18 protein-coding genes are annotated in these 20,873 nt (G+C 70.1%); all 18 read left to right on the plus strand.

Annotated elements, in window-relative coordinates; translation table 11 throughout:
- Positions 1–358 precede the first annotated feature (358 nt).
- The 18 genes from ABT403_RS09015 (at position 359) to ABT403_RS09100 (ending at position 20,869) form a co-directional block, all read left to right on the plus strand.
- The gene (locus ABT403_RS09015) at positions 359–2,005 is read left to right on the plus strand and encodes a peptide ABC transporter substrate-binding protein (protein WP_344164481.1); all 1,647 of its coding nucleotides are present in this window, start codon (positions 359–361) and stop codon (positions 2,003–2,005) included.
- Positions 2,006–2,185: 180 nt separating this feature from the next.
- On the plus strand, positions 2,186–3,109 hold the full coding sequence (locus ABT403_RS09020; RefSeq protein WP_344164484.1) for an ABC transporter permease: 924 nt from the start codon (positions 2,186–2,188) through the stop codon (positions 3,107–3,109).
- Between the two features lie 28 nt (positions 3,110–3,137).
- Positions 3,138–4,067: an ABC transporter permease gene (locus tag ABT403_RS09025; RefSeq protein WP_344164487.1), complete on the plus strand. Its 930-nt coding sequence runs from the start codon at positions 3,138–3,140 to the stop codon at positions 4,065–4,067.
- An 18-nt stretch (positions 4,068–4,085) separates the two neighbouring features.
- Positions 4,086–5,141, plus strand: coding sequence for an ABC transporter ATP-binding protein (locus ABT403_RS09030; protein WP_344164490.1), 1,056 nt, complete (start codon positions 4,086–4,088; stop codon positions 5,139–5,141).
- Positions 5,134–6,279, plus strand: coding sequence for an ABC transporter ATP-binding protein (locus ABT403_RS09035; RefSeq protein ID WP_344164493.1), 1,146 nt, complete (start codon positions 5,134–5,136; stop codon positions 6,277–6,279). Before ABT403_RS09030 ends, ABT403_RS09035 begins: the two co-directional genes overlap by 8 nt.
- Before the next feature lie 232 nt (positions 6,280–6,511).
- Positions 6,512–8,137 (plus strand): peptide ABC transporter substrate-binding protein, encoded by a 1,626-nt coding sequence (locus ABT403_RS09040; protein WP_344164496.1) that lies wholly within the window; start codon positions 6,512–6,514, stop codon positions 8,135–8,137.
- 79 nt (positions 8,138–8,216) lie between these two features.
- Positions 8,217–9,161 carry a GNAT family N-acetyltransferase gene (locus ABT403_RS09045; RefSeq protein ID WP_344164499.1) on the plus strand — a complete coding sequence of 315 codons (945 nt, stop codon included), beginning with the start codon at positions 8,217–8,219 and terminating at the stop codon, positions 9,159–9,161.
- 106 nt (positions 9,162–9,267) lie between these two features.
- A complete protein-coding gene (locus ABT403_RS09050; RefSeq protein WP_344164502.1) occupies positions 9,268–10,902 on the plus strand; it encodes a peptide ABC transporter substrate-binding protein in 1,635 nt (544 codons plus the stop codon).
- 34 nt (positions 10,903–10,936) lie between these two features.
- Entirely contained in the window at positions 10,937–11,860 is a 924-nt protein-coding gene (locus tag ABT403_RS09055) for an ABC transporter permease (protein WP_344164505.1), read from the plus strand.
- Positions 11,853–12,854 carry an ABC transporter permease gene (locus ABT403_RS09060; protein WP_344164508.1) on the plus strand — a complete coding sequence of 334 codons (1,002 nt, stop codon included), beginning with the start codon at positions 11,853–11,855 and terminating at the stop codon, positions 12,852–12,854. The genes ABT403_RS09055 and ABT403_RS09060 overlap by 8 nt, the downstream gene beginning before the upstream one ends.
- Before the next feature lie 15 nt (positions 12,855–12,869).
- A complete protein-coding gene (locus tag ABT403_RS09065; RefSeq protein WP_344164511.1) occupies positions 12,870–13,844 on the plus strand; it encodes an ABC transporter ATP-binding protein in 975 nt (324 codons plus the stop codon).
- Positions 13,837–14,898, plus strand: coding sequence for an ABC transporter ATP-binding protein (locus ABT403_RS09070; RefSeq protein WP_344164514.1), 1,062 nt, complete (start codon positions 13,837–13,839; stop codon positions 14,896–14,898). The genes ABT403_RS09065 and ABT403_RS09070 overlap by 8 nt, the downstream gene beginning before the upstream one ends.
- Before the next feature lie 346 nt (positions 14,899–15,244).
- On the plus strand, positions 15,245–15,439 hold the full coding sequence (locus ABT403_RS09075) for a hypothetical protein (protein WP_042809907.1): 195 nt from the start codon (positions 15,245–15,247) through the stop codon (positions 15,437–15,439).
- A 22-nt stretch (positions 15,440–15,461) separates the two neighbouring features.
- Entirely contained in the window at positions 15,462–16,367 is a 906-nt protein-coding gene (gene mshB, locus ABT403_RS09080; RefSeq protein WP_344164520.1) for an N-acetyl-1-D-myo-inositol-2-amino-2-deoxy-alpha-D-glucopyranoside deacetylase, read from the plus strand.
- Positions 16,364–16,744 (plus strand): DUF6113 family protein, encoded by a 381-nt coding sequence (locus ABT403_RS09085; protein ID WP_344164523.1) that lies wholly within the window; start codon positions 16,364–16,366, stop codon positions 16,742–16,744. The genes mshB and ABT403_RS09085 overlap by 4 nt, the downstream gene beginning before the upstream one ends.
- Positions 16,745–17,072: 328 nt before the next feature.
- Entirely contained in the window at positions 17,073–18,971 is a 1,899-nt protein-coding gene (locus ABT403_RS09090; RefSeq protein WP_344164526.1) for a peptidoglycan binding domain-containing protein, read from the plus strand.
- Positions 18,972–19,160: 189 nt separating this feature from the next.
- Entirely contained in the window at positions 19,161–20,120 is a 960-nt protein-coding gene (locus tag ABT403_RS09095) for an ABC transporter ATP-binding protein (protein ID WP_344164529.1), read from the plus strand.
- Positions 20,114–20,869: an ABC transporter permease gene (locus tag ABT403_RS09100; protein ID WP_344165849.1), complete on the plus strand. Its 756-nt coding sequence runs from the start codon at positions 20,114–20,116 to the stop codon at positions 20,867–20,869. Before ABT403_RS09095 ends, ABT403_RS09100 begins: the two co-directional genes overlap by 7 nt.
- Positions 20,870–20,873: the final 4 nt, after the last annotated feature.

Below are 20,873 nucleotides of genomic sequence, written 5' to 3' on the forward strand. Positions count from 1 at the left end.
GCGGGGAGGGGCCGTTCCCGTTTGTCAAACGGATTGTGTCGCTCATGTGTCCGCATACCGACCGTGACACTCCGGAAGATGAACTAACCGTCCGTTTCGCACGTGTCTGTCTCCTATCCGTTTGTCCGGATTTCGGGTTTTCGCCATGCGGTGATGTTGTGAAAACGAGACCACTTAAGTGTGGTTTACGGTCTGGGCGTCCCTGAGGATGGCTCCATTGAGCTCGGGTCAATGGGTCACACGCTGTGGGGAGCGTCGACTCACGAGCACACACGACGGGACCGGATTTCGCTGTCAGGGGTGTCAGCGGAGACCGGACCCTCATCATCGACAGTGACTCCTGAGGAGGCAATTACCCATGCGCGGAGCAACGAGCGCCAAGTGGGTCGTGGGTGCCGTCATCGTGGCGATGGCTGCCACGGCATGCAGCGGTGGCGACAAGGACACCAAGAGCGAGGGCGCCAAGGGCGGCACGTTCCGGATGGGCATCACCGAGCCCACCGCGATCGACCCCTTCAACTCGCAGGAGTCCGAGGGTGCGCTCATCACGCACAACCTCTTCACGGGCCTCTACAGCGCCACCGTCGACGGCAAGCTGAAGCCCGAACTCGCCGAGTCGGTCCAGACCAGCGACGACGGCAAGACCTGGACCTTCAAGATCAAGCAGGGCACGAAGTTCTCGAACGGCGAGCCCGTCGACGCCGAGGCCTTCGTCCGCGGCTGGACCCGTGTGGTCGCCAAGGACTCCGCTTCCGACGTCGCCTACCCGTTCGCGGGCGTCAACGGCTACAAGGAGCTCAACGGCGGCAACGCCACCACCTTCGCGGGTGTGACCGCTCCTGACGCCGGCACCCTGAAGGTCGAGCTCTCCGAGGCCGACTTCGAGTTCGACAAGAAGACCGTGCACCAGGCCTTCAGCCCGGTCCCGAAGGTCGCCGGCGCCGCCAGCAACAAGGCGTACAACGACGCGCCGATCGGCAACGGCCCCTTCAAGATGGAGGGTTCGTGGCAGCACAACAAGTCCATCACCCTCGTCCGTAACGACGACTACGGCTTCGAGAAGGCCAAGCTCGCCAAGGTCGAGATCTCGATCCTGAACGCGGCCAACGGCTCCACCCTCGAGTACCAGGGCTTCCAGTCGGGCCAGTTCGACTGGGCCCGTATGCCCACGCCGCAGCTTCCGGTCGCGAAGGCCAAGTACTCGCCGAAGAAGCAGTGGATCGAGGCCGACACCAGCGGTGTCAACTACCTGGTCGCCTTCAACCAGGTCGCCCCGCTGAACAACCCCGACGCCCGCAAGGCGATCTCCTACGCGATCGACCGCGAGGCCATCGCCAAGGGTGTCTTCCAGGGCATGCAGAAGCCCGCCACCTCCGTCCTGCCGCCGTCCTTCGCGGACACCTACCAGGACGGCGTCTGCTCCTCCTGCGTCAAGCAGGACAAGGAGAAGGCCAAGCAGTTCGCGGAGAAGGGCGGCCTGAAGCCGGGCACCGTCCTCGACTTCGGCTACAACACCGGCGCCGGCCACGAAGAGTGGGTCCAGGCCGTCGCGCAGCAGCTGAAGGACGTCCTCGGCCTCGAGGTCAAGCTGAACGGCAAGCCGTTCAAGGAGGCCCTGGCGCAGCAGCAGGACAAGGGCACCGGCGGCCTGTGGCGCTCGGCCTGGGGCGCGGACTACCCGACCCCGGACAACTTCCTGTACCCGCTGCTCGACTCCGGTTCGATCAACGAGGACCCGGCGACGGGCAAGGCGGCCGGTGACAACCGCGGCCGTTACAACAACCCGAAGTTCGACGAGCTGATCACCAAGGCCCGCGGCACCAAGGACCCGGCGGCCCGCGCCGCGGTCTACAAGGAGGCCGAGAAGCTCGCGGTCGACGACGAGCAGGGTCTCATCCCGCTGTGGAAGCGCACCCAGTTCCGCCTCGCGGCCAACGACAAGTTCAACAACATCCAGCTGGACTTCTTCGAGGACCCGAACCTCGCTGAGATCTCGGCCAAGTAAGAGCCTCCTCATCAACAGGTAGGCGAAGGTCGTGGGGGCCCGGAGTCACACTTCGGTCCCCACGGCCTTCGCCCAGTCCCGGGCGCACCCCTCAGTCTCGTCGATCCGCGCCCGGATGCGGCCAATCTCCCGATCGGATGATGCCGCCAACCCCCACGCCCGGTATGTGAAGGAGGCATCGTGGGAAGATATGTGATCCGGCGGCTCGGACAGATGGTCGTCGTTCTCTTCGGTGCGACGGTTATTCTCTTCTGCTGTCTTTTCGTGCTCCCCGGCGACCCTGTGGGTTCGCTCGGTGGTGACAAGGCCCGTGACCCGGCCGTCGTCGAAGCGCTCCGCGAGCGCTACGGCCTCAACGACCCGCTGCCCGTGCAGTACGGGCACTTCGTCTCGAACCTCGTGCAGGGTGACCTCGGTGAGGACTACACCCAGCGCCGGCCGGTGACGGAGGTCCTCGGGCCGAAGCTCGTGAACACCGCTGAGCTCGCCCTTGCGGCCATCGTCCTGGACATCCTGATCGGCCTGGTGGCGGGTCTGATCGCCGCGCTGTTCAGATATTCGTTCTGGGACGTGTTGATCACGCTCTTGACCACCATGGCCGTCGGCTTCCCGTCCTTCGTGATCGGCATGGTGCTCCAGAAGGTCTTCGTGGTCCAGCTCGACTGGGTCCCGCTGATCTCCGACGGCACCATGAAGTCGCTGATCCTGCCCGCCTTCACGCTGGCGATCCTCGACGCCGCCCTCGTGGCCCGGCTCATGCGCGGCACCATGCTCGAGGTGCTGCGCGCCGACTACGTCAAGACGGCCGTCGCCAAGGGTCTGCCCCGGCGGACCGTGCTCGTCAAGCACGTCATGCGCAACTCGATCATCCCGGTCGTCACGTACCTGGGCATCTCCTTCGGCTCGCTGCTCGGTGGCGCCCTGATCACCGAGGCGATCTTCAACTGGGACGGCATCGGGCTCGCCCTGGTGCAGGCGGTCCAGCAGCAGAACAACCCGATCATCATCGGCGTGGTGAGCTTCGGCGTCGCCGTGTTCGTTCTGCTGAACCTCCTCGTCGACCTCTTGTACGCGGTCCTCGACCCGCGCATCCGCCTCGCCTGATCCAGGCAGCCCGTTCTAGGAGTTACCCATGACCGAGCTCACCAAGAGCACATCGGTGGCGGGGGACGCGACCGCACCGGCGCAGGCCGCGAACGCGGAGGCCGAACCGGCCGTCGCCCGCGTGACCCAGTGGGGCGAGATCCGCCACCGCTTCCTCGCCAACAAGCTGGCCGTCGTCGGCCTCGGCCTCGTCCTGCTGCTGTTCCTCACCGCGATCTTCGCTCCGCTGATCGCCCCGCAGGACCCGCTGGCCCAGGACCTGACCAACACCCTTCAGGACCCGGGCAACGGGCACCTGCTGGGCACCGACGCCCTCGGCCGCGACCAGTTTTCCCGCATCATCTACGGCACCCGCATCGCCGTGATCATCGGTCTCGCGTCGATCGTCCTCGCGTGCCTCATCGGCATCGTCATCGGCGCGCTGGCCGGCTACTTCGGCCGTGCCACCGACTCGGTGCTGATGCGCATCGCCGACGTCTTCTTCGCCTTCCCGCTGCTGATCGGCGCCATCGTCATCATCATCGTGATGGGCCGGGGCATCATGCCGGTGATCATCTCGCTGGCCGTCTTCTCCTGGCCGACGGTCTCCCGTCTGCTGCGCAGCTCGATCCTCTCGGTCCGCGAGGCCGACTACGTGCTGGCCGCCCGCGCCCTCGGCGCGGACACCCGCCGGATCATCCTGCGGCACATCATCCCCAACTCCATCGCCGCCGTGATGGCCTACGCCGCGTTCAGCGTCGGCGGCGCCATCGTGGCCGAGGCCTCGCTGTCCTTCCTGGGCGTGGGCGTCAGCCCGGAGGTCCCGGAGTGGGGCAACATGCTCGCCGCCGCCAAGGACTTCATGGGTGTCAAGGACTTCCTGTGGACCTACCCCAGCATCGCGATCGTGCTGACGGTCCTTGGCTTCGTATTCGTCGGTGACGGGCTCCGCGACGCCCTCGACCCGAAGCTGCGCTAGAAGGGCGGCACCACCGAAATGACTGCATCAAGCATCACCGCAGACGCGCCCCGCCAGAGCGGCGGGGACGCCGAGGTGCCCGTGCTCGAAGTGCGTGACCTGCACGTCGAGTTCGCGACCCGCGAAGGCGTCGTCAAGGCCGTCAACGGCGTCAACTACAGCGTCTCCTCCGGCGAGACCCTGGCCGTGCTCGGCGAGTCCGGCTCCGGCAAGTCCGTGACCGCCCAGGCGATCATGGGCATCCTCGACTCGCCCCCCGGGCGGGTCGCCAAGGGCGAGATCCTCTTCCGCGGCGAGGACATCCTCAAGCTTCCGGAGAACGAGCGGCGCAAGCTGCGCGGTCCGAAGATGGCGATGATCTTCCAGGACGCGCTGTCCGCGCTGAACCCGGTCTTCTCCGTCGGCAACCAGCTGGGCGAGATGTTCCGCGTCCACCAGGGCATGTCGAAGAAGGACGCGAAGGCCAGGGCCATCGAGCTCATGGACCGGGTGAAGATCCCCGCGGCCAAGAGCCGGGTCAACGACTACCCGCACCAGTTCTCGGGCGGTATGCGCCAGCGCATCATGATCGCGATGGCGCTCGCCCTGGAGCCGGACCTGATCATCGCCGACGAGCCCACCACGGCGCTCGACGTGACGGTCCAGGCCCAGGTCATGGACCTGCTGGCCGACCTGCAGCGCGAGTACAACATGGGTCTGATCCTGATCACCCACGACCTCGGCGTCGTCGCCGACGTCGCGGACAAGATCGCCGTGATGTACGCGGGCCGCATCGTCGAGCAGGCCCCGGTCCACGAGCTGTACTCGCGCCCCGCGCACCCGTACACCCGTGGTCTGCTGGACTCGATCCCGCGCCTGGACCAGAAGGGCCAGGAGCTCTACGCGATCAAGGGTCTGCCGCCCAACCTGCTGAAGGCCCCCTCCGGCTGCGCCTTCAACCCGCGCTGCCCCAAGGCGCAGGACATCTGCCGCACCGAGATGCCGCCCCTGCTCCAGGTGACCGAGCAGGACGGCACCGAGCTGGCCGGCCGCGCCAGCGCCTGCCACTTCCGCGAGGAGCAGCTCCATGGCTGAGTTCGACAAGAAGGATGACGCCGTGGACGCCACCCCCGGTATCAGCGAGGTCGAGGTCGTCGAGGCGGCGACCGAGACGGCGGCCGTGGCCGCCATCGAGGCGCCCGTCGAGCGCGGCGAGCCGATCCTGCAGGTGCGCAACCTGGTCAAGCACTTCCCGCTGACCCAGGGCATCCTGTTCAAGAAGCAGATCGGCGCCGTCCGCGCGGTCGACGGGATCTCCTTCGACCTGCACCAGGGCGAGACCCTCGGCATCGTCGGCGAGTCCGGCTGTGGCAAGTCCACCGTCGCCAAGCTGCTGATGCTGCTGGAGACGGCGACGTCCGGCGAGGTCTTCTACAAGGGCCAGGACATCACCAAGCTGTCGGGCAGGGCCCTCAAGGCGGTGCGCCGCAACATCCAGATGGTGTTCCAGGACCCGTACACCTCGCTGAACCCGCGCATGACGGTCGGCGACATCATCGGCGAGCCCTTCGAGATCCACCCCGAGGTGGCCCCGAAGGGTGACCGGCGCCGCAAGGTCCAGGAGCTGCTGGACGTGGTGGGCCTGAACCCGGAGTACATCAACCGCTACCCGCACCAGTTCTCCGGCGGCCAGCGCCAGCGCATCGGCATCGCCCGCGGCCTCGCGCTCCAGCCCGAGATCATCATCTGCGACGAGCCGGTCTCCGCGCTCGACGTGTCGGTGCAGGCGCAGGTCATCAACCTGATGGCGAAGCTCCAGGACGAGTTCAACCTGTCCTACATCTTCATCGCGCACGACCTCTCGATCGTCCGGCACATCTCGGACCGCGTGGGCGTCATGTACCTGGGCAAGATGGCCGAGATCGGCACCGACACCCAGATCTACGACCACCCCACCCACCCGTACACCCAGGCGCTGCTCTCCGCGGTGCCGGTGCCGGACCCGGCGGCCCGCGAGGGCCGTGAGCGGATCATCCTGACCGGTGACGTCCCGTCGCCGGCCAACCCGCCGTCGGGCTGCCGCTTCCGCACCCGCTGCTGGAAGGCGCAGGACATCTGCTCCACCGAGGTGCCGCTGCTGGCGGTTCCGGAGCGGTTCAAGGGCGAGGACACCGCGGCCGCGCACGAGTCCGCGTGCCACTTCGCCGAGGAGAAGACGGTCCTGGCCGTCTGATCCCCCGCGCGCAACCGACCGGGCACGGCCGTTCACGGCCGTGCCCGGTCGGCGTTCCGCGGCCCGGCGGGGGCGTACCCGTACCGGCTCGGTAACGTGACGGCTCAGGTATGTTCTATGGGTCCGGGCGTCCCCGAGGATGGCCCCATCGAGCTCGCGTCTCGGGTCAAGCGCTGTGGGGAGCGTCGGCTCACGAGCACATCGACAGTGACTCCTGAGGAGGCAATTTCCCATGCGCGGAGCAACACGCGCCCGGTGGGCCGTCGGCACGGTCGTGCTGGCGATGGCCGCGACGGCCTGCGGCGGCGGTGACGACCCCGCGGCCGAAGGCAGGAACGGCGGCCACATCAGCGTCCGGCTGAGCGAACCGCAGCACGGCCTGATCGGCCAGAACACCGGCGAGTCCGAGGGCGCCGAGGTGCTCCACGCGCTCTTCACGGGTCTGGTCGCGTATGACGACAAGACCAGCGAGCCCAAGCTCGCGGTGGCCGAGTCCATCGAGACGACCGACTCCAAGACCTGGACGGTCAAGCTCAAGGACGGCTACACGTTCCACAACGGCGAGAAGGTCGACGCGCAGTCCTTCGTCCGCGCCTGGAACTGGGGGGCCAACCAGGAGAACAACGCCGAGGCGATGGGCTTCTTCTCCAAGATCGAGGGCTCCGACGAGCTGGCCCCGGGCAAGGGGAAGACCCCCACCGCCAAGGAGCTCAAGGGCCTCAAGATCGTCGACAGCAAGACCTTCGTCGTGACGCTGAAGGCGCCGTTCTCCCAGTTCAAGACCATGCTGGGCTACAACGCCTTCTATCCGCTCCCCAAGGCCTTCGAGGCGGACCCGCAGAAGTTCGGCGAGGCGCCGATCGGCAACGGGCCGTTCCAGATGGACGGCCGGTGGGAGCACAACAAGCAGATCAAGGTCAAGAAGTACGCCAAGTACCCGAGCGACGGCCGGGCCAAGCTCGACGGCGTCACCTTCAAGATCTACGACAACCTCGACACCGCCTACGCCGACCTCCAGGCCGGCAAGCTGCAGATCGTGGACAAGCTGCCGGTCAACGCGCTGCCCACCGTCTCGCAGGAGTTCGGCGAGCGCTACATCTACAAGCCGGAAGCGTCCATCGGCTACATCGGCCTCCCGCTGGAGGCCAACCGCGAGGCCTTCGGCAAGCCGGAGGTCCGCAAGGCGATCTCCATGGCGATCGACCGGGACGCCATCGCGAAGAGCATCTTCCACGGCACCCGCAAGCCCGCCGACGACTTCATCAGCCCCATCGTGCCCGGCTACCGCAAGGGCGCCCTGGGCGAGGCCGGACTGTTCAACCCGGTCAAGGCCCGGGAACTGTTCGAGCGGGCCGGCGGCATCCCGGGCAACAAGATGGAACTGGGCTACGACGCCGACGGCGACAACAAGGAGTGGATCGAGGCCGTCGCCGGCCAGCTGAAGACGAACCTGGGCATCGAGGTCACCCCGAAGCCCTTCCCGAAGATCGGCGACATGCTCGACGAGCTGAAGGCCCAGAACTTCGAGGGCGCCTTCCGCACCGGCTGGGCCATGGACTACCCGGCGGCCGAGGACTACCTGCGGCCGGTCTTCTCCAAGGAGGCCATCGCCAACGGCTCCAACTACGGGCACTACAAGAGCGACGAGTTCGAGGCGGCCCTCGCCGCGGCCGACCGCTCCACCGACCCGGCCGACAGCACGAAGCTCTACCAGAAGGCCGACGACATCGTCATCCGGGACCTCCCGTACATCCCGGTCTTCACGTACATGTCCGCCGCCGCCTACACCAAGGCCGTGACCCACGTCGAGGTCGACGCCCAGGGCCGCATGGACCTCGCGAACGTCCAGATCACCTGAGGCCCCCACCCGCCCCCGGACACCGGGGGCGGGTGAAAGCCGGTTGCGGCCGCGCGCCGGCGCGGCCGACAGTGGGCGGATGGCCAACGACACGCTGACCGTCCGCCCCGCCGGTCCCGGCGACGCCCAGGACATCTGCGCCCTGCTCAACGCCGTGGACCTCGCCGAGATCGGCAGACCCGAGACCGACCTCGGCAGCGTCGAGGCCGACCTCAACCACCCCGACGTGGACCTGGCCGCCGACTCCTGGCTCGCCTTCCAGGGCGGCCGGCTCGTCGCCTACGCCCTCGTCTGGGCCGACTCCGGCCCGGGACTGGTCGACGGCGACCACTACGTCCTGCCCGGCCACGACCGGGCCGCGCTGGCGCTGCTGCGGCGGATGGAGGACCGGGCCCGCCGGATGGCCGCCGGCACCGGAGCGGGCGCCCGGCTCCGCCTCCACCTCAACGTCCGCCCCACCCTCGACCTCACCCTCCTCACCGGCCGCGGCTACCGCGGCGTCCGCCGCCACCAGGTGATGACCCGCCCCCTCTCGGCCGCCGCCGACCTCCCGCCCACCCCGCCCGCCGGCCTGCTGCTGCGCGACTGCGCCGCCGACGAGAGCGACCGGCGCCGCGCCCACGCCCTGGTCGAGGAGACCTTCGCCGCCCACTTCGGGCACGCCCACCGCACCTACGAGGGCTGGCTCGACCACATCGACGGCCGCCGCCTCGACTGGTCGCTGGTGTGGATCGCGAGCCTGCCCGGCGAGGGCGACACGGCCGTCCTCGTCACCCGCGACGACCGCACCAGCATGGGCTGGATCAGCCACCTCGGCGTACGGAAGGAGGCGCGCGGCCGGGGCGTCGGCGGCTTCCTGCTGCGCCACGGCTTCGCCGCCTACGCCGCCCGCGGCCGCGACACCCTGGGCCTCGGCGTGGACACCCTCAACGAGACCGGCGCCCTGGCCCTCTACGAGGCGCACGGCATGGCCCCGCACTACGCGGTCGACACCTGGGAGCTCATGTTGCACCCCCAGGGGTGACAGGCGGGGGGCGCGAGGGTGCAAAAAGGCCGACCGGGAGTGAAATCACCCCTACATAGGGTGACATTGCCCCTAAGTGAGTCTTGGGACCCCTAGGAGGCAGTCCATGCGCGGAGCCACCCACGCCCAGTGGGCCGCATGTGCGGTGGCCGTCGCCCTCGCGGCGACGGCCTGCGGCGGCGGGAGCGACAGCGGCGGGGGCGGTGGCGGCGCGGCGGGGATCGTCAGCTCCTCCTGGGGTGACCCCCAGAACCCGCTGGAGCCGGCCAACACCAACGAGGTGCAGGGCGGCAAGGTCCTCGACATGCTCTTCCGCGGCCTCAAGCGCTACGACGCCAAGACCGGCGAGGCCCGCGACATGGTCGCCGAGAAGATCGAGACCACCGACAGCCAGAACTTCACCGTCACCCTGAAGGACGGCTGGAAGTTCAGCAACGACGAACCGGTCACCGCCCAGTCCTTCGTCGACGCCTGGAACTACGCGGCGGACGTGCGCAACAAGCAGAACAACGCCACCTTCTTCGCCAGCATCGTCGGCTACGACGACGTGCACCCCGCCTCCGGGGAGCCCAAGGCCAAGACCATGTCCGGGCTGGTGGTCAAGGACCCCAAGACCTTCACCGTCGCCCTGAAGTCGAAGTTCTCCACCTGGCCCCAGACCCTGGGCTACCAGGCGTTCTCCCCGCTGCCCAAGGCCTTCTTCACCGACCACTCCGGCTGGCTGAACAAGCCCGTCGGCAACGGCCCCTACACGGTGGACTCGTACACCAAGGGCACCGGTATGAAGCTGCGCAAGTGGGACGGCTACCCCGGCCAGGACAAGGCGCAGAACGGCGGCGTGGACCTCAAGGTCTACACCGACAACAACACCGCCTACACCGACCTGATCTCCGGCAACCTCGACCTCGTCGACGACGTCCCCGCGCAGCAGCTGAAGAACGTCAAGAACGACCTCGGCGACCGGTACATCAACCAGCCCGCCCTCATCATCCAGACCCTCACCTTCCCCCTGTACGACCCCCAGTGGGGCAAGGAGGGCATGGACAAGGTCCGCCGCGGCATCTCCATGGCCATCAACCGCGAGGAGATCACCGAGCAGATCTTCCGCGAGACCCGCACCCCGGCCAAGGACTGGACCTCGCCCGCCCTCGGCGACAAGGGCGGCTTCAAGTCCACGCTCTGCGGGGACGCCTGCAAGTTCAACCCGGCCGAGGCCAAGAAGCTCATCCAGGAGGCCGGCGGCCTGCCCGGCGGCAAGATGACCCTCACCTCGAACGTGGACACCGGCTCCCACCGCGACTGGATGGAAGCCGTCTGCAACAGCGTCAACAACGCCCTGGGCGAAGGCCCCGTCTGCACCGTCAACCCCATCGGCACCTTCGCCGACTTCCGCAACCAGCAGAGCGCCTTCAAGCTGACCGGCCCCTTCCGCTCCGGCTGGCAGGCCGACTACCCGCTCATCCAGAACTTCCTCCAGCCGCTCTACTACACCGGGGCCTCCTCCAACTACGGCAAGTTCAGCAGCCCGGAGTTCGACAAGCTGGTCGACGAGGCCAACCAGGAGAGCGACACCGCCAAGGCCGTCGGCAAGTTCCAGGACGCCGAGAAGGTCCTCGCCGAGCAGATGCCCTCCATCCCCCTCTGGTACCAGAACGGCAGCGCCGGCCACTCCGAGCGGATCTCCGACGTCGCCCTGAACCAGTTCAGCGTCCCCGTCTACAACGAGATCAAGGTCAGCTGACCCCCGCCGCCGCGCCCGACACCCTGGAGCATCCATGGGACGTTACGTGATCCGGCGGCTGCTCCAGATGATCCCCGTGTTCATCGGCAGCACCTTCCTGATCTTCTTCATGGTCTACGCGCTCGGCGACCCGGTGGCGGCCCTGTTCGGGGACAAGGCCCCCGACCCCGCCACCGTCGCCCGCATCCGCAAGGACCTCTACCTCGACCGCCCCCTGTGGGAGCAGTACGTCCACTACATGGGGCAGATCTTCAAGGGCGACTTCGGCACGGCCTTCAACGGCCAGAAGGTCACCGAGCTGATGGGCACCGCCTTCCCCGTCACCCTCCGCCTGACCTGCGTCGCGATCGTCATCGAGGTCCTCGTCGGCATCACCCTCGGCGTGGTCAGCGGACTGCGCCGGGGCAAGGCGATCGACACCACCCTGCTGGTGGCCACCCTCATCGTCATCTCCGTGCCCGCCTTCGTCACCGGCTACCTGCTCCAGTTCCTCTTCGGGGTGAAATGGGGCTGGGTCCGGCCCACCGTCTCCGCCGGCGCGCCCTTCGACGAGCTGATCCTGCCCGGCGTCGTCCTCGCCCTGGTCTCCCTCGCGTACGTCACCCGGCTCTCGCGGACCTCCATCGCCGAGAACGTCAAGGCCGACTACGTCCGCACCGCCGTCGCCAAGGGACTGCCGCGCCGCCGGGTCATCACCCGCCACCTGCTGCGCAACTCCCTCATCCCGGTCGTCACCTTCATCGGCACCGACATCGGCGCCCTGATGGGCGGCGCCATCATCACCGAGCGGATCTTCAACATCAAGGGCGTCGGCTACCAGCTCTACCAGGGCATCCTGCGCGGCAACTCGCCCACCGTCGTGGGCTTCGTGACCATCCTCGTCATCGTCTTCCTGGTGGCGAACCTGCTCGTCGACCTGCTCTACGCGGTCCTGGACCCGAGGATCCGCTATGCCTGAACCCGAGCGGCAGCCCTACGACCCGCTGAAGCCGGGCGAGAACGGGGCCATCGCCCCCACGGGGCAGGGAGGTGCCATGGACCTCGCGCTGGAGGAGGCCGAAAGCCTGGAGCAGCCCCCCGCCCCCGGATCCGGCGTCCCCCGCGAACGGGCCCGCTCCCTGTGGTCCGACGCCTGGCACCAGCTGCGCCGCAACCCCGTCTTCCTCGTCTCCGCCCTGCTGATCGTCTTCCTCGTGCTCATCTCGGTCTGGCCCCAGCTCATCGCGAGCGGCGACCCGCTCCACTGCGAGCTGTCCAAGTCCCAGCAGGGCCCCGCCCCCGGACACCCCTTCGGCTACGACACCCAGGGCTGCGACGTCTACACCCGCACCGTGTACGGGGCCCGGGCCTCCATCACCGTCGGCATCTGCGCCACCCTGGGCGCCGCCCTGCTCGGCTCCGCCCTCGGCGGGCTCGCCGGGTTCTTCGGCGGCTGGAGCGACGCCCTGCTCTCCCGGGTCGCCGACATCTTCTTCGGGATCCCGGTCGTCCTCGGCGGACTCGTCTTCCTGTCCGTGGTCACCGGCACCACCGTCTGGCCCGTGGTCGGCTTCATCGTGCTGCTCGGCTGGCCGCAGCTCGCCCGCATCGCCCGCGGCTCGGTCATCACCGCCAAACAGAACGACTACGTCCAGGCCGCCCGGGCCCTCGGCGCCGGCAACGCCCGCATGCTGCTGCGGCACGTCGCGCCCAACGCCGTCGCCCCCGTCATCGTCGTCGCCACCATCGCGCTCGGCACCTACATCGCCCTGGAAGCGACCCTGTCCTTCCTCGGCGTGGGCCTGCGCCCGCCCACCGTCTCCTGGGGCATCGACATCTCCAACGCCGCCCCCCAGATCCGCAACGCCCCGCACATGCTGCTCTGGCCGGCCGGCGCCCTGAGCCTGACCGTGCTCGCCTTCATCATGCTCGGCGACGCCGTCCGCGACGCCCTCGACCCCAAGCTGCGCTGAGGAGTGAGCCGCCAGATGCTGCTCGAAGTCCGCGACCTGCACGTGGAGTTCACCACCCGCGACGGGGTCGCCAAGGCCGTCAACGGGGTGAGCTACTCGGTGGACGAGGGGGAGACCCTCGCCGTCCTCGGCGAGTCCGGCTCCGGGAAATCGGTGACCGCCCAGGCCGTGATGGGGATCCTCGACGCCCCGCCGGGCCGGATCGCGGGCGGCGAGATCCTCTTCAAGGGCAAGGACCTGCTGAAGGCGAAGGAGGAGGAACGCAGGAAGATCCGCGGCGCCGAGATGGCGATGATCTTCCAGGACGCCCTGTCCTCCCTCAACCCCGTGCTCAGCGTCGGCGCCCAGCTCGGCGAGATGTACGAGGTCCACCGCGGGATGTCCCGCAAGGACGCCCGCGCCCGCGCCGTCGAGCTCATGGACCGGGTCAGGATCCCCGCCGCCCGGCAGCGCGTGGGGGACTACCCGCACCAGTTCTCCGGCGGCATGCGCCAGCGCATCATGATCGCGATGGCGCTCGCCCTGGAACCCTCCCTGATCATCGCCGACGAGCCCACCACCGCCCTCGACGTCACCGTCCAGGCCCAGGTCATGGACCTGCTCGCCGAGCTCCAGCGCGAACTCAACATGGGCCTGATCCTGATCACCCACGACCTCGGCGTCGTCGCCGACGTCGCCGACAAGATCGCCGTCATGTACGCGGGCCGGATCGTCGAGGAAGCCCCCGTCCACGCCGTCTACAAGGCGCCCGCCCACCCCTACACCCGGGGCCTGCTGGACTCGATCCCGCGTCTGGACCAGAAGGGCCAGGAGCTCTACGCCATCAAGGGCCTGCCCCCGAACCTGCTGGCCATCCCGCCCGGCTGCGCCTTCAACCCGCGCTGTCCCATGGCGCGGGCCGCCTGCCGGGCCGAGGTCCCGCCGCTCGCGGAGGCCGGCCCCGGCCGGGCCAGCGCCTGCTTCTTCTGGAAGGAGTGCCTCGGTGCCTGAGCCCATCCTGGAGGTCCGCGACCTCGTCAAGCACTACCCCCTCACCCAGGGCGTCCTCTTCAAGAGGCAGATCGGCGCGGTCAAGGCCGTCGACGGGGTCTCCTTCGACCTCGCGGCCGGTGAGACCCTCGGCATCGTCGGCGAGTCCGGGTGCGGGAAGTCCACCGTCGCCAAGATGCTGGTCCACCTGGAACGCCCGACCGCCGGGAGGATCTCGTACAAGGGCGAGGACGTCACGAAGCTGTCGGGCAGGGCCCTCAAGGCGGTGCGCCGCAACATCCAGATGGTGTTCCAGGACCCGTACACCTCGCTGAACCCGCGCATGACGGTCGGCGACATCATCGGCGAGCCGTACGAGATCCACCCCGAGGTGGCCCCCAAGGGCGACCGGCGCCGCAAGGTCCAGGAGCTGCTGGACGTGGTGGGCCTGAACCCCGAGTACATCAACCGCTACCCGCACCAGTTCTCCGGCGGCCAGCGCCAGCGCATCGGCATCGCCCGCGGCCTCGCCCTCCGGCCGGAGGTCATCGTCGCGGACGAACCCGTCTCCGCCCTCGACGTCTCCGTCCAGGCCCAGGTGGTCAACCTCCTCGAACGCCTCCAGGCCGACTTCGGCCTCTCGTACGTGTTCATCGCGCACGACCTCTCGATCGTCCGGCACATCTCCGACCGGGTCGCCGTCATGTACCTGGGCCGGGTCGTCGAGACCGGCACCGACGCCCAGATCTACGAGCACCCCACCCACCCCTACACCCAGGCGCTGCTCTCCGCCGTGCCGGTGCCCGACCCCGAGGCCCGCGCCCACCGCGACCGGATCCTGCTCTCCGGCGACGTGCCCTCCCCGGCAAACCCGCCCTCGGGCTGCCCCTTCCGCACCCGCTGCTGGAAGGCCGAATCCCGCTGCGCCGCCGAGGTGCCCCCGCTGGCCGTCCCGGCGGCCTTCCCCTCCGGTCCGGCGGCCCACCCGTCCGCCTGTCACTTCGCGGCGGAACGGCAGGTGGTCCCCGCCCCCGGCGAACTCCGGCCCCCGCCGGCCCCGCTGACGAAGGAGTAGCCACCGATCATTTCCAGCCACCCCACGCGCCCCGCACCGGGTAGCCGATGCCGGGGCCAATCGCCCTGCGCCAAGGGTGACTTGACCGATTCTGCCCCGAGTTCCGACCCTCCGCCGGCCCGGCTGGTTACGGCCGCACGGGCACCGGAGGGCGCGAGGGCGGGCGCGCGGGGCTCCAGTCCGGCTTTTCCACGCCCCCGGCCGTGCGCGGTATGCGCCCCTCGTGCTGCCGGAATTCGACCGATGCGCTGGTACGGATAGTTATGATCCGTAGCGCACGGTGGGTATGAATCGCCGAGCAACGAGTACGCGTACCGATGTCCGTTCGACGTGGAGGTGAAACGCCGTGGCACTATCGATCTCCGCCGTGGTGCTGCTGGCGATCGTCGTCTTCCTTCTGGTCCGGAGGTCGGGACTGAAGGCGGGGCACGCGTTCGTCTGCGTACTGCTCGGGTTCTACCTGGCGAGTTCGACGGTGGCTCCCACCCTCAGCCAGCTCACCTCCAACGTGGCGAACATGATCAGTGGCCTCAAGCTGTAGGACGGCCTCGTAGGCTGGCCCCATGAACGGTCTTCCCGCCCGTCGTCTGCTCCTCGTGCACGCGCACCCGGACGACGAGTCGATCAACAACGGCGTCACCATGGCCAAGTACGCGGCCGAGGGCGCCCATGTCGCGTTGGTGACCTGCACCCTCGGCGAGGAGGGCGAGGTCATCCCGCCCGAGCTGGCCCACCTCACGCCGGACCGCGACGACACCCTCGGCCCCTTCCGGGTCGGCGAGCTCGCCGCCGCCATGAAGGAGCTCGGGGTCGCCGACCACCGCTTCCTCGGCGGCACCGGCCGCTTCCGCGACTCCGGGATGATGGGCGCCCCGCAGAACGACCGCCCCGGCGCCTTCTGGTCCACCGGCGTGGACGAGGCCGCCGGCCACCTCGTCGAGGTCGTCCGGGAGCTGCGCCCGCAGGTCCTCGTCACCTACGACCCCGACGGCGGCTACGGCCACCCCGACCACATCCAGGCGCACCGGGTCGCCATGCGCGCCGCCGAACTGGCCGCCGACCCCGCCTACCGCCCCGAACTGGGCGCCCCGCACGCCATCGCGAAGGTCTACTGGAACCGGGTCCCGCTCTCCGTCGTCGAGGAGGGCTTCGCGCGGCTGCGCGCGCTCGGCGCGGAGCTGCCCTTCCCCGGCCTCGCGACCCCGGCCGACGTGCCGGGCGTGGTCCCCGACGAGCGGATCACCGCCGAGATCGGCGACGCGGAGGGCGAGCGGTCCCTGGTGGAGGCCAAGGCGGCCGCGATGCGGGCGCACGCCACCCAGATCGCCGTGGACGGCCCCTTCTTCGCCCTCTCGAACGACCTGGCCCAGCCGCTGTTCGCCCGCGAGTACTACGAGTTGGCCGTGGGGGAGTCCGGGGCCCCGGCCGGCGAGCGCGAGCGGGACCTCTTCGCGGGGGTGGAGGCGTGACCACGGCGATGACCGCCGGGCGGATCGCCGCCCTGCTGGGCCTGCTGGTCGCGGGCACGGTCACCGGGCTGGCCGGCTGGCTCGTGGTGGACCTGTGGTTCCCGGCCGGACTGCTGCTCGCCGTACTCGCCCTCCTCGGGCTGTTCCTCGGGGCCCGGACCGCCCTCGGCGGGGGGCTCGGGGTGGGCGTCGCGGCGGCCGGCTGGTTCCTCTCGTACGTCCTGCTCGGTGTCCCGCGCCCCGAAGGGGACTTCCTGCTCGGTTCCTCCGGAATGGGTATGTACGCGTACCTTTTGGGGGGAAGTGCGGTCGCTGTGATCTGCGCCACGATGCGCGGTCCGGTGGAACCGCCGGTTTCGGCCTCGAATCGGGGCTGACGGCGGGCCGTCGAACTCCCGCGCCCCCCGATCGGGGACGGGTTGCGGGGGTTTGACGGGCCCTCGGCGGCGGGCTCCGGGAAAGCTAAGAGGAACCTTTCATTCCCCGGGGACAGTTGCGCGCGGGCGGCGGCCAGTATGGTGGACGGGCCGCCGAGCAGCCCGCGCACGGTATGACGGGCGGCGGAGCCAACCGGGAGAACCTGCCTTGAGTCGTGAAACTGACAGTTCGTCCCCCGGGCCCCAAGGGCACGGTGGAGCCGCCTACCCCTCGGGTACGCCGCCGTATGGAACCGGCCAGTCCGCGCCCGCCCCGGAGGAGAATGCTGTGACTTCGAACCCGTCCACGCCCGACACCGACGGGCCGAAGACCGAGACCACCCTGACGACCCGGATCCGGATCAACATCCCGGGTTCCCGGCCGATCCCGCCCGTGGTCGTCCGCAAGCCGGTGAAGGACGCCTCCCCGGAGGCCGGCCCCGGCTCCGCCGAGCCCGAGTCCCAGCCGGCGCCCGCCCCGCGCGGCCCGGCCCCGGTGCGCGCCGCCCTGCCCGCGCGGCCCACCGACCGGACGCCCGCCCCGGCCCCGCAGGCGCAGGCGCCGAAGGCCCCCGCCGACGCGCCGTCCGACGGCGGCTGGTTCGCTCCGCGCAAGGCGGCGACGCCCCCGCCCGCCGCCCCGGCGCCCGCGGCGAGCTACGGCTCCTCCGCGCCCGGCCCCGGCCGGGACGCGGGCGGCTTCCCGGGGGGCGCTCCCGCCGAGGCGTTCGACGGCGCCCGCGGCAACGTCCCGGGCGGCGGCTTCGACGGAGCTCCGGGTCCCGGCCCGGGCGCCGCCCCGTACAACGGCCCGGGCACCGGTGCGGGCTTCGCGCCCCCGGCCGGCCCCGGCCGCCCGCAGCCGCCCGCCCCCGCCCCCGGTGCGGGGACCGGCGCCGGCTTCGCGCCCGCCCCCGCCGTCGGCGGCCCCGGCGTCGGCTCGGCCCAGGGGTACGCGGCGTACGACGGCGGCCCCTCCACCGAGGCCTTCCCCGCCTTCACCGAGCCCTCCGGCCCCACCGGCGGGCCCGCCCTGGGCACCGTGCCCGTGGGCGCCGAGGAGCCCCCGCGCTGGCCCGGCCCCGAGGCCGCCCCGGGCGTCCCCGCCCCCGGCCCCCGGTCCGGCCCGGCCGCCCCGCCGCCCGGCCCGCGGCCGCCCCTGCCGACGCCCGCCCCCGCTCCCGCGGGCAAGTCCGGCAAGGCCGGCAAGTCCGGTAAGGCGGCCCCGGCCGGCAAGCCCACCAAGAAGAAGGGCCGCTCCAAGCTGGTCCTGCTCGGCGGCGGCCTCGTCGGCATCGTCGCCGTGGCCTACGGCGCCGGACTGCTGATGAACCACTCCGACATCCCCAAGGGCACCAAGGTCCTCGGCGTCGACATCAGCGGCAGCCGCGACGACGCCGTGGCCAAGCTCCAGACGGCCTTCGGCAAGCGCTCCGCCGCCCCGCTCCAGCTCACCGTCGGCGGCAAGAGCGTCGAGCTGAAGCCCGAGAAGGCCGGCCTGACCCTCGACAGCCAGACCACCGTCCGCAACGCCACCGGCAGCGACTACAACCCGGTCACGGTCATCGGCTCGCTGTTCGGCGTCGAGCGCACGGCCGCCGCCGTCATGCCCGTCGACGAGGAGAAGCTGAAGGACTCCCTCCAGGAGCTCGCCGGCACCGCCGGCACCGCCTCCGAGGGCACCATCACCTTCGACACCGGCAAGGCCGTCGCCGTCCCCGGCAAGGCCGGCACCAGCCTGGACGTCGACAAGTCCGTGGACCTGGTCACCAAGGCCTTCCGCGACCTCGTCGCCAACGGCAAGGCCGCCCCCGTCGAACTCCCCACCGCCACCAAGGAACCGACGGTCGGCCAGGCGGAACTGAACCGGGCCATGAAGGAGTTCGCGGAGCCCGCCATGTCCGCCCCGGTGACCGTCAAGGCGGGCACCAAGTCCCTGGCCTTCGGCGCCAAGTCCCTGCCCAAGATCCTGAGCATGCAGCCGGTGCAGGGCAAGCTCGTCGAGAAGTACGACCTGGAGGCGCTGAAGGCCACCTACGGCAACGCCTTCGACGGGGTCCTCGTCACCCGGGGCACCGGCCAGAAGACCCCCGTCACCCCGCAGGACGTCGCCGGCGCCCTGGGCAAGGGGCTGGTGGGCAAGACCGCGGCCGAGCGCGTCGTGACGATCGACACGAACGCCAACTGAGGCCGCTGAGGCCGGCAGAGGCCCGCTGCGGCCCCTGAGGAGCCCCTTCCCGGATTCCGGGGAGGGGCTCCTCACGTCCCCGGCCCCTCCCGGGCGGGCCGCGTCACCCCGGGCGCATGACATCTGTCATGCAGCTGTCACGACTGAAGACACTGCCGCGCGCACCCCCGTCCGGGAGAAGCTCGGTACATGACGACGACGACCGCGACGCAGTCCGGAGCCCCCGGACCCGCACGCGGTGCCGGCAGTGGCACCGTGGTGAGCTTCCAGAACGTGACCAAGAGCTACGGCCAGGTCAAGGCCGTCGACGGCCTCACCCTCGAACTCCACCCGGGCGAGACCGTCGCACTCCTCGGCCCCAACGGCGCCGGCAAGTCCTCCACCCTCGACCTGCTCCTGGGCCTGCGCCCCGCCGACTCCGGCACCGTCAGCCTCTTCGGCACCACCCCCCGCGAGGCCGTCACGGCCGGCCGGGTCGGCGCGATGCTCCAGAGCGGCGGCCTGATGGAGGAGGTGACCGTACGCGAGCTGATCACCCTCGGCTGCGCCCTGCACCCCCGCCCGTACCCGGTCGAGGAGGTGCTCTCCCGGGCCGGTGTCGAGGAGATCGCCGGACGCATGGTCAACAAGCTCTCCGGCGGCCAGGAACAGCGCGTGCGCTTCGCCCTCGCCACCGCCGGGCACAACGACCTGATCATCCTGGACGAGCCGACCACCGGCATGGACGTCACCGCCCGCCAGGCCTTCTGGGCCACCATGCGGGAGCAGGCCGCCCAGGGCCGCACGGTCCTGTTCGCCACCCACTACCTGGAGGAGGCGGACGCGATCGCCGACCGGGTGCTGGTCCTGAACAAGGGCCGGCTCCTCGCCGACGGCACCGCCGCCGAGATCAAGGCCAAGGCCGGCGCCCGCAAGGTCGCCTTCGACCTCGACGGCGAGATCGACCAGCAGGTCCTGCGCGCCCTGCCCGGCCTGACCTCCTTCGAGCTCAACGGCACCACCGTGCGCCTCCAGTCGCGCGACGCCGACGCCACCGTCCACGCGGTGTACGCGCTCGGCCTCTACCCCCGCAACCTGGAGGTCGCGGGCCTCGGCCTGGAACAGGCCTTCATCGCCCTCACCGAGGCCGAGGAGGCCCACGCATCGTGAACACCGGAACGCTGAACCTGGTCAAGCTGGAGATCACCCGCGCCCTGCGGAACAAGAAGTACATCTTCTTCACGCTGCTCTACCCGGCCGCCCTCTTCCTGATGCTCGGCGGCACCCTCGACGGCACCACCAAGGTCATGGGCACCGAACTGACCATGCCCGCCTTCTACATGGTCGCCATGGCCTCCTTCGGCGCCCTCACCGCCGTCCTCGTCGGCAACGCCGAACGCATCGCCAAGGAGCGCGAGGCCGGCTGGGTGCGCCAGCTGCGCCTGACCGCCCTGCCCGGCCACGGCTACGTGCTCGGCAAGACCGCCAGCGCGGGCGTGCTGTCGCTGCCGGCGATCCTGGTGGTCTTCCTCGTCGCCGCCGTCGCCAAGGGCGTCCGCTTCGAGGTCTGGCAGTGGCTCGCCCTGACCGGCTCCATCTGGGCCGGCAGCCTCGTCTTCGCCGCGCTGGGCGTGGCCATCGGCTACCTCGCCAGCGCGGACAACGTGCGGCCGCTGAGCATGCTCTTCTACTTCGGCCTGTCGATCCTCGGCGGCCTGTGGATGCCCACCGCCGCGTTCCCGCAGTGGCTCCAGGACATCTGCGAGTGGCTGCCGACCCACGCCTACGCGGGCCTCGGCCAGGCCATCGAGCTGGGCGGCGCCCCGCACCTCAAGGACGTGGCGATCCTCGCCGTGTACTTCGTACTGTTCACGGGTGCGGCCGCCTGGCTGTACCGCAAGGACTCACTGAAGGCGTAGGACC

This window comes from Streptomyces sp. NPDC000075 (assembly GCF_040301925.1).
Lineage (GTDB): Bacteria > Actinomycetota > Actinomycetes > Streptomycetales > Streptomycetaceae > Streptomyces > Streptomyces polychromogenes.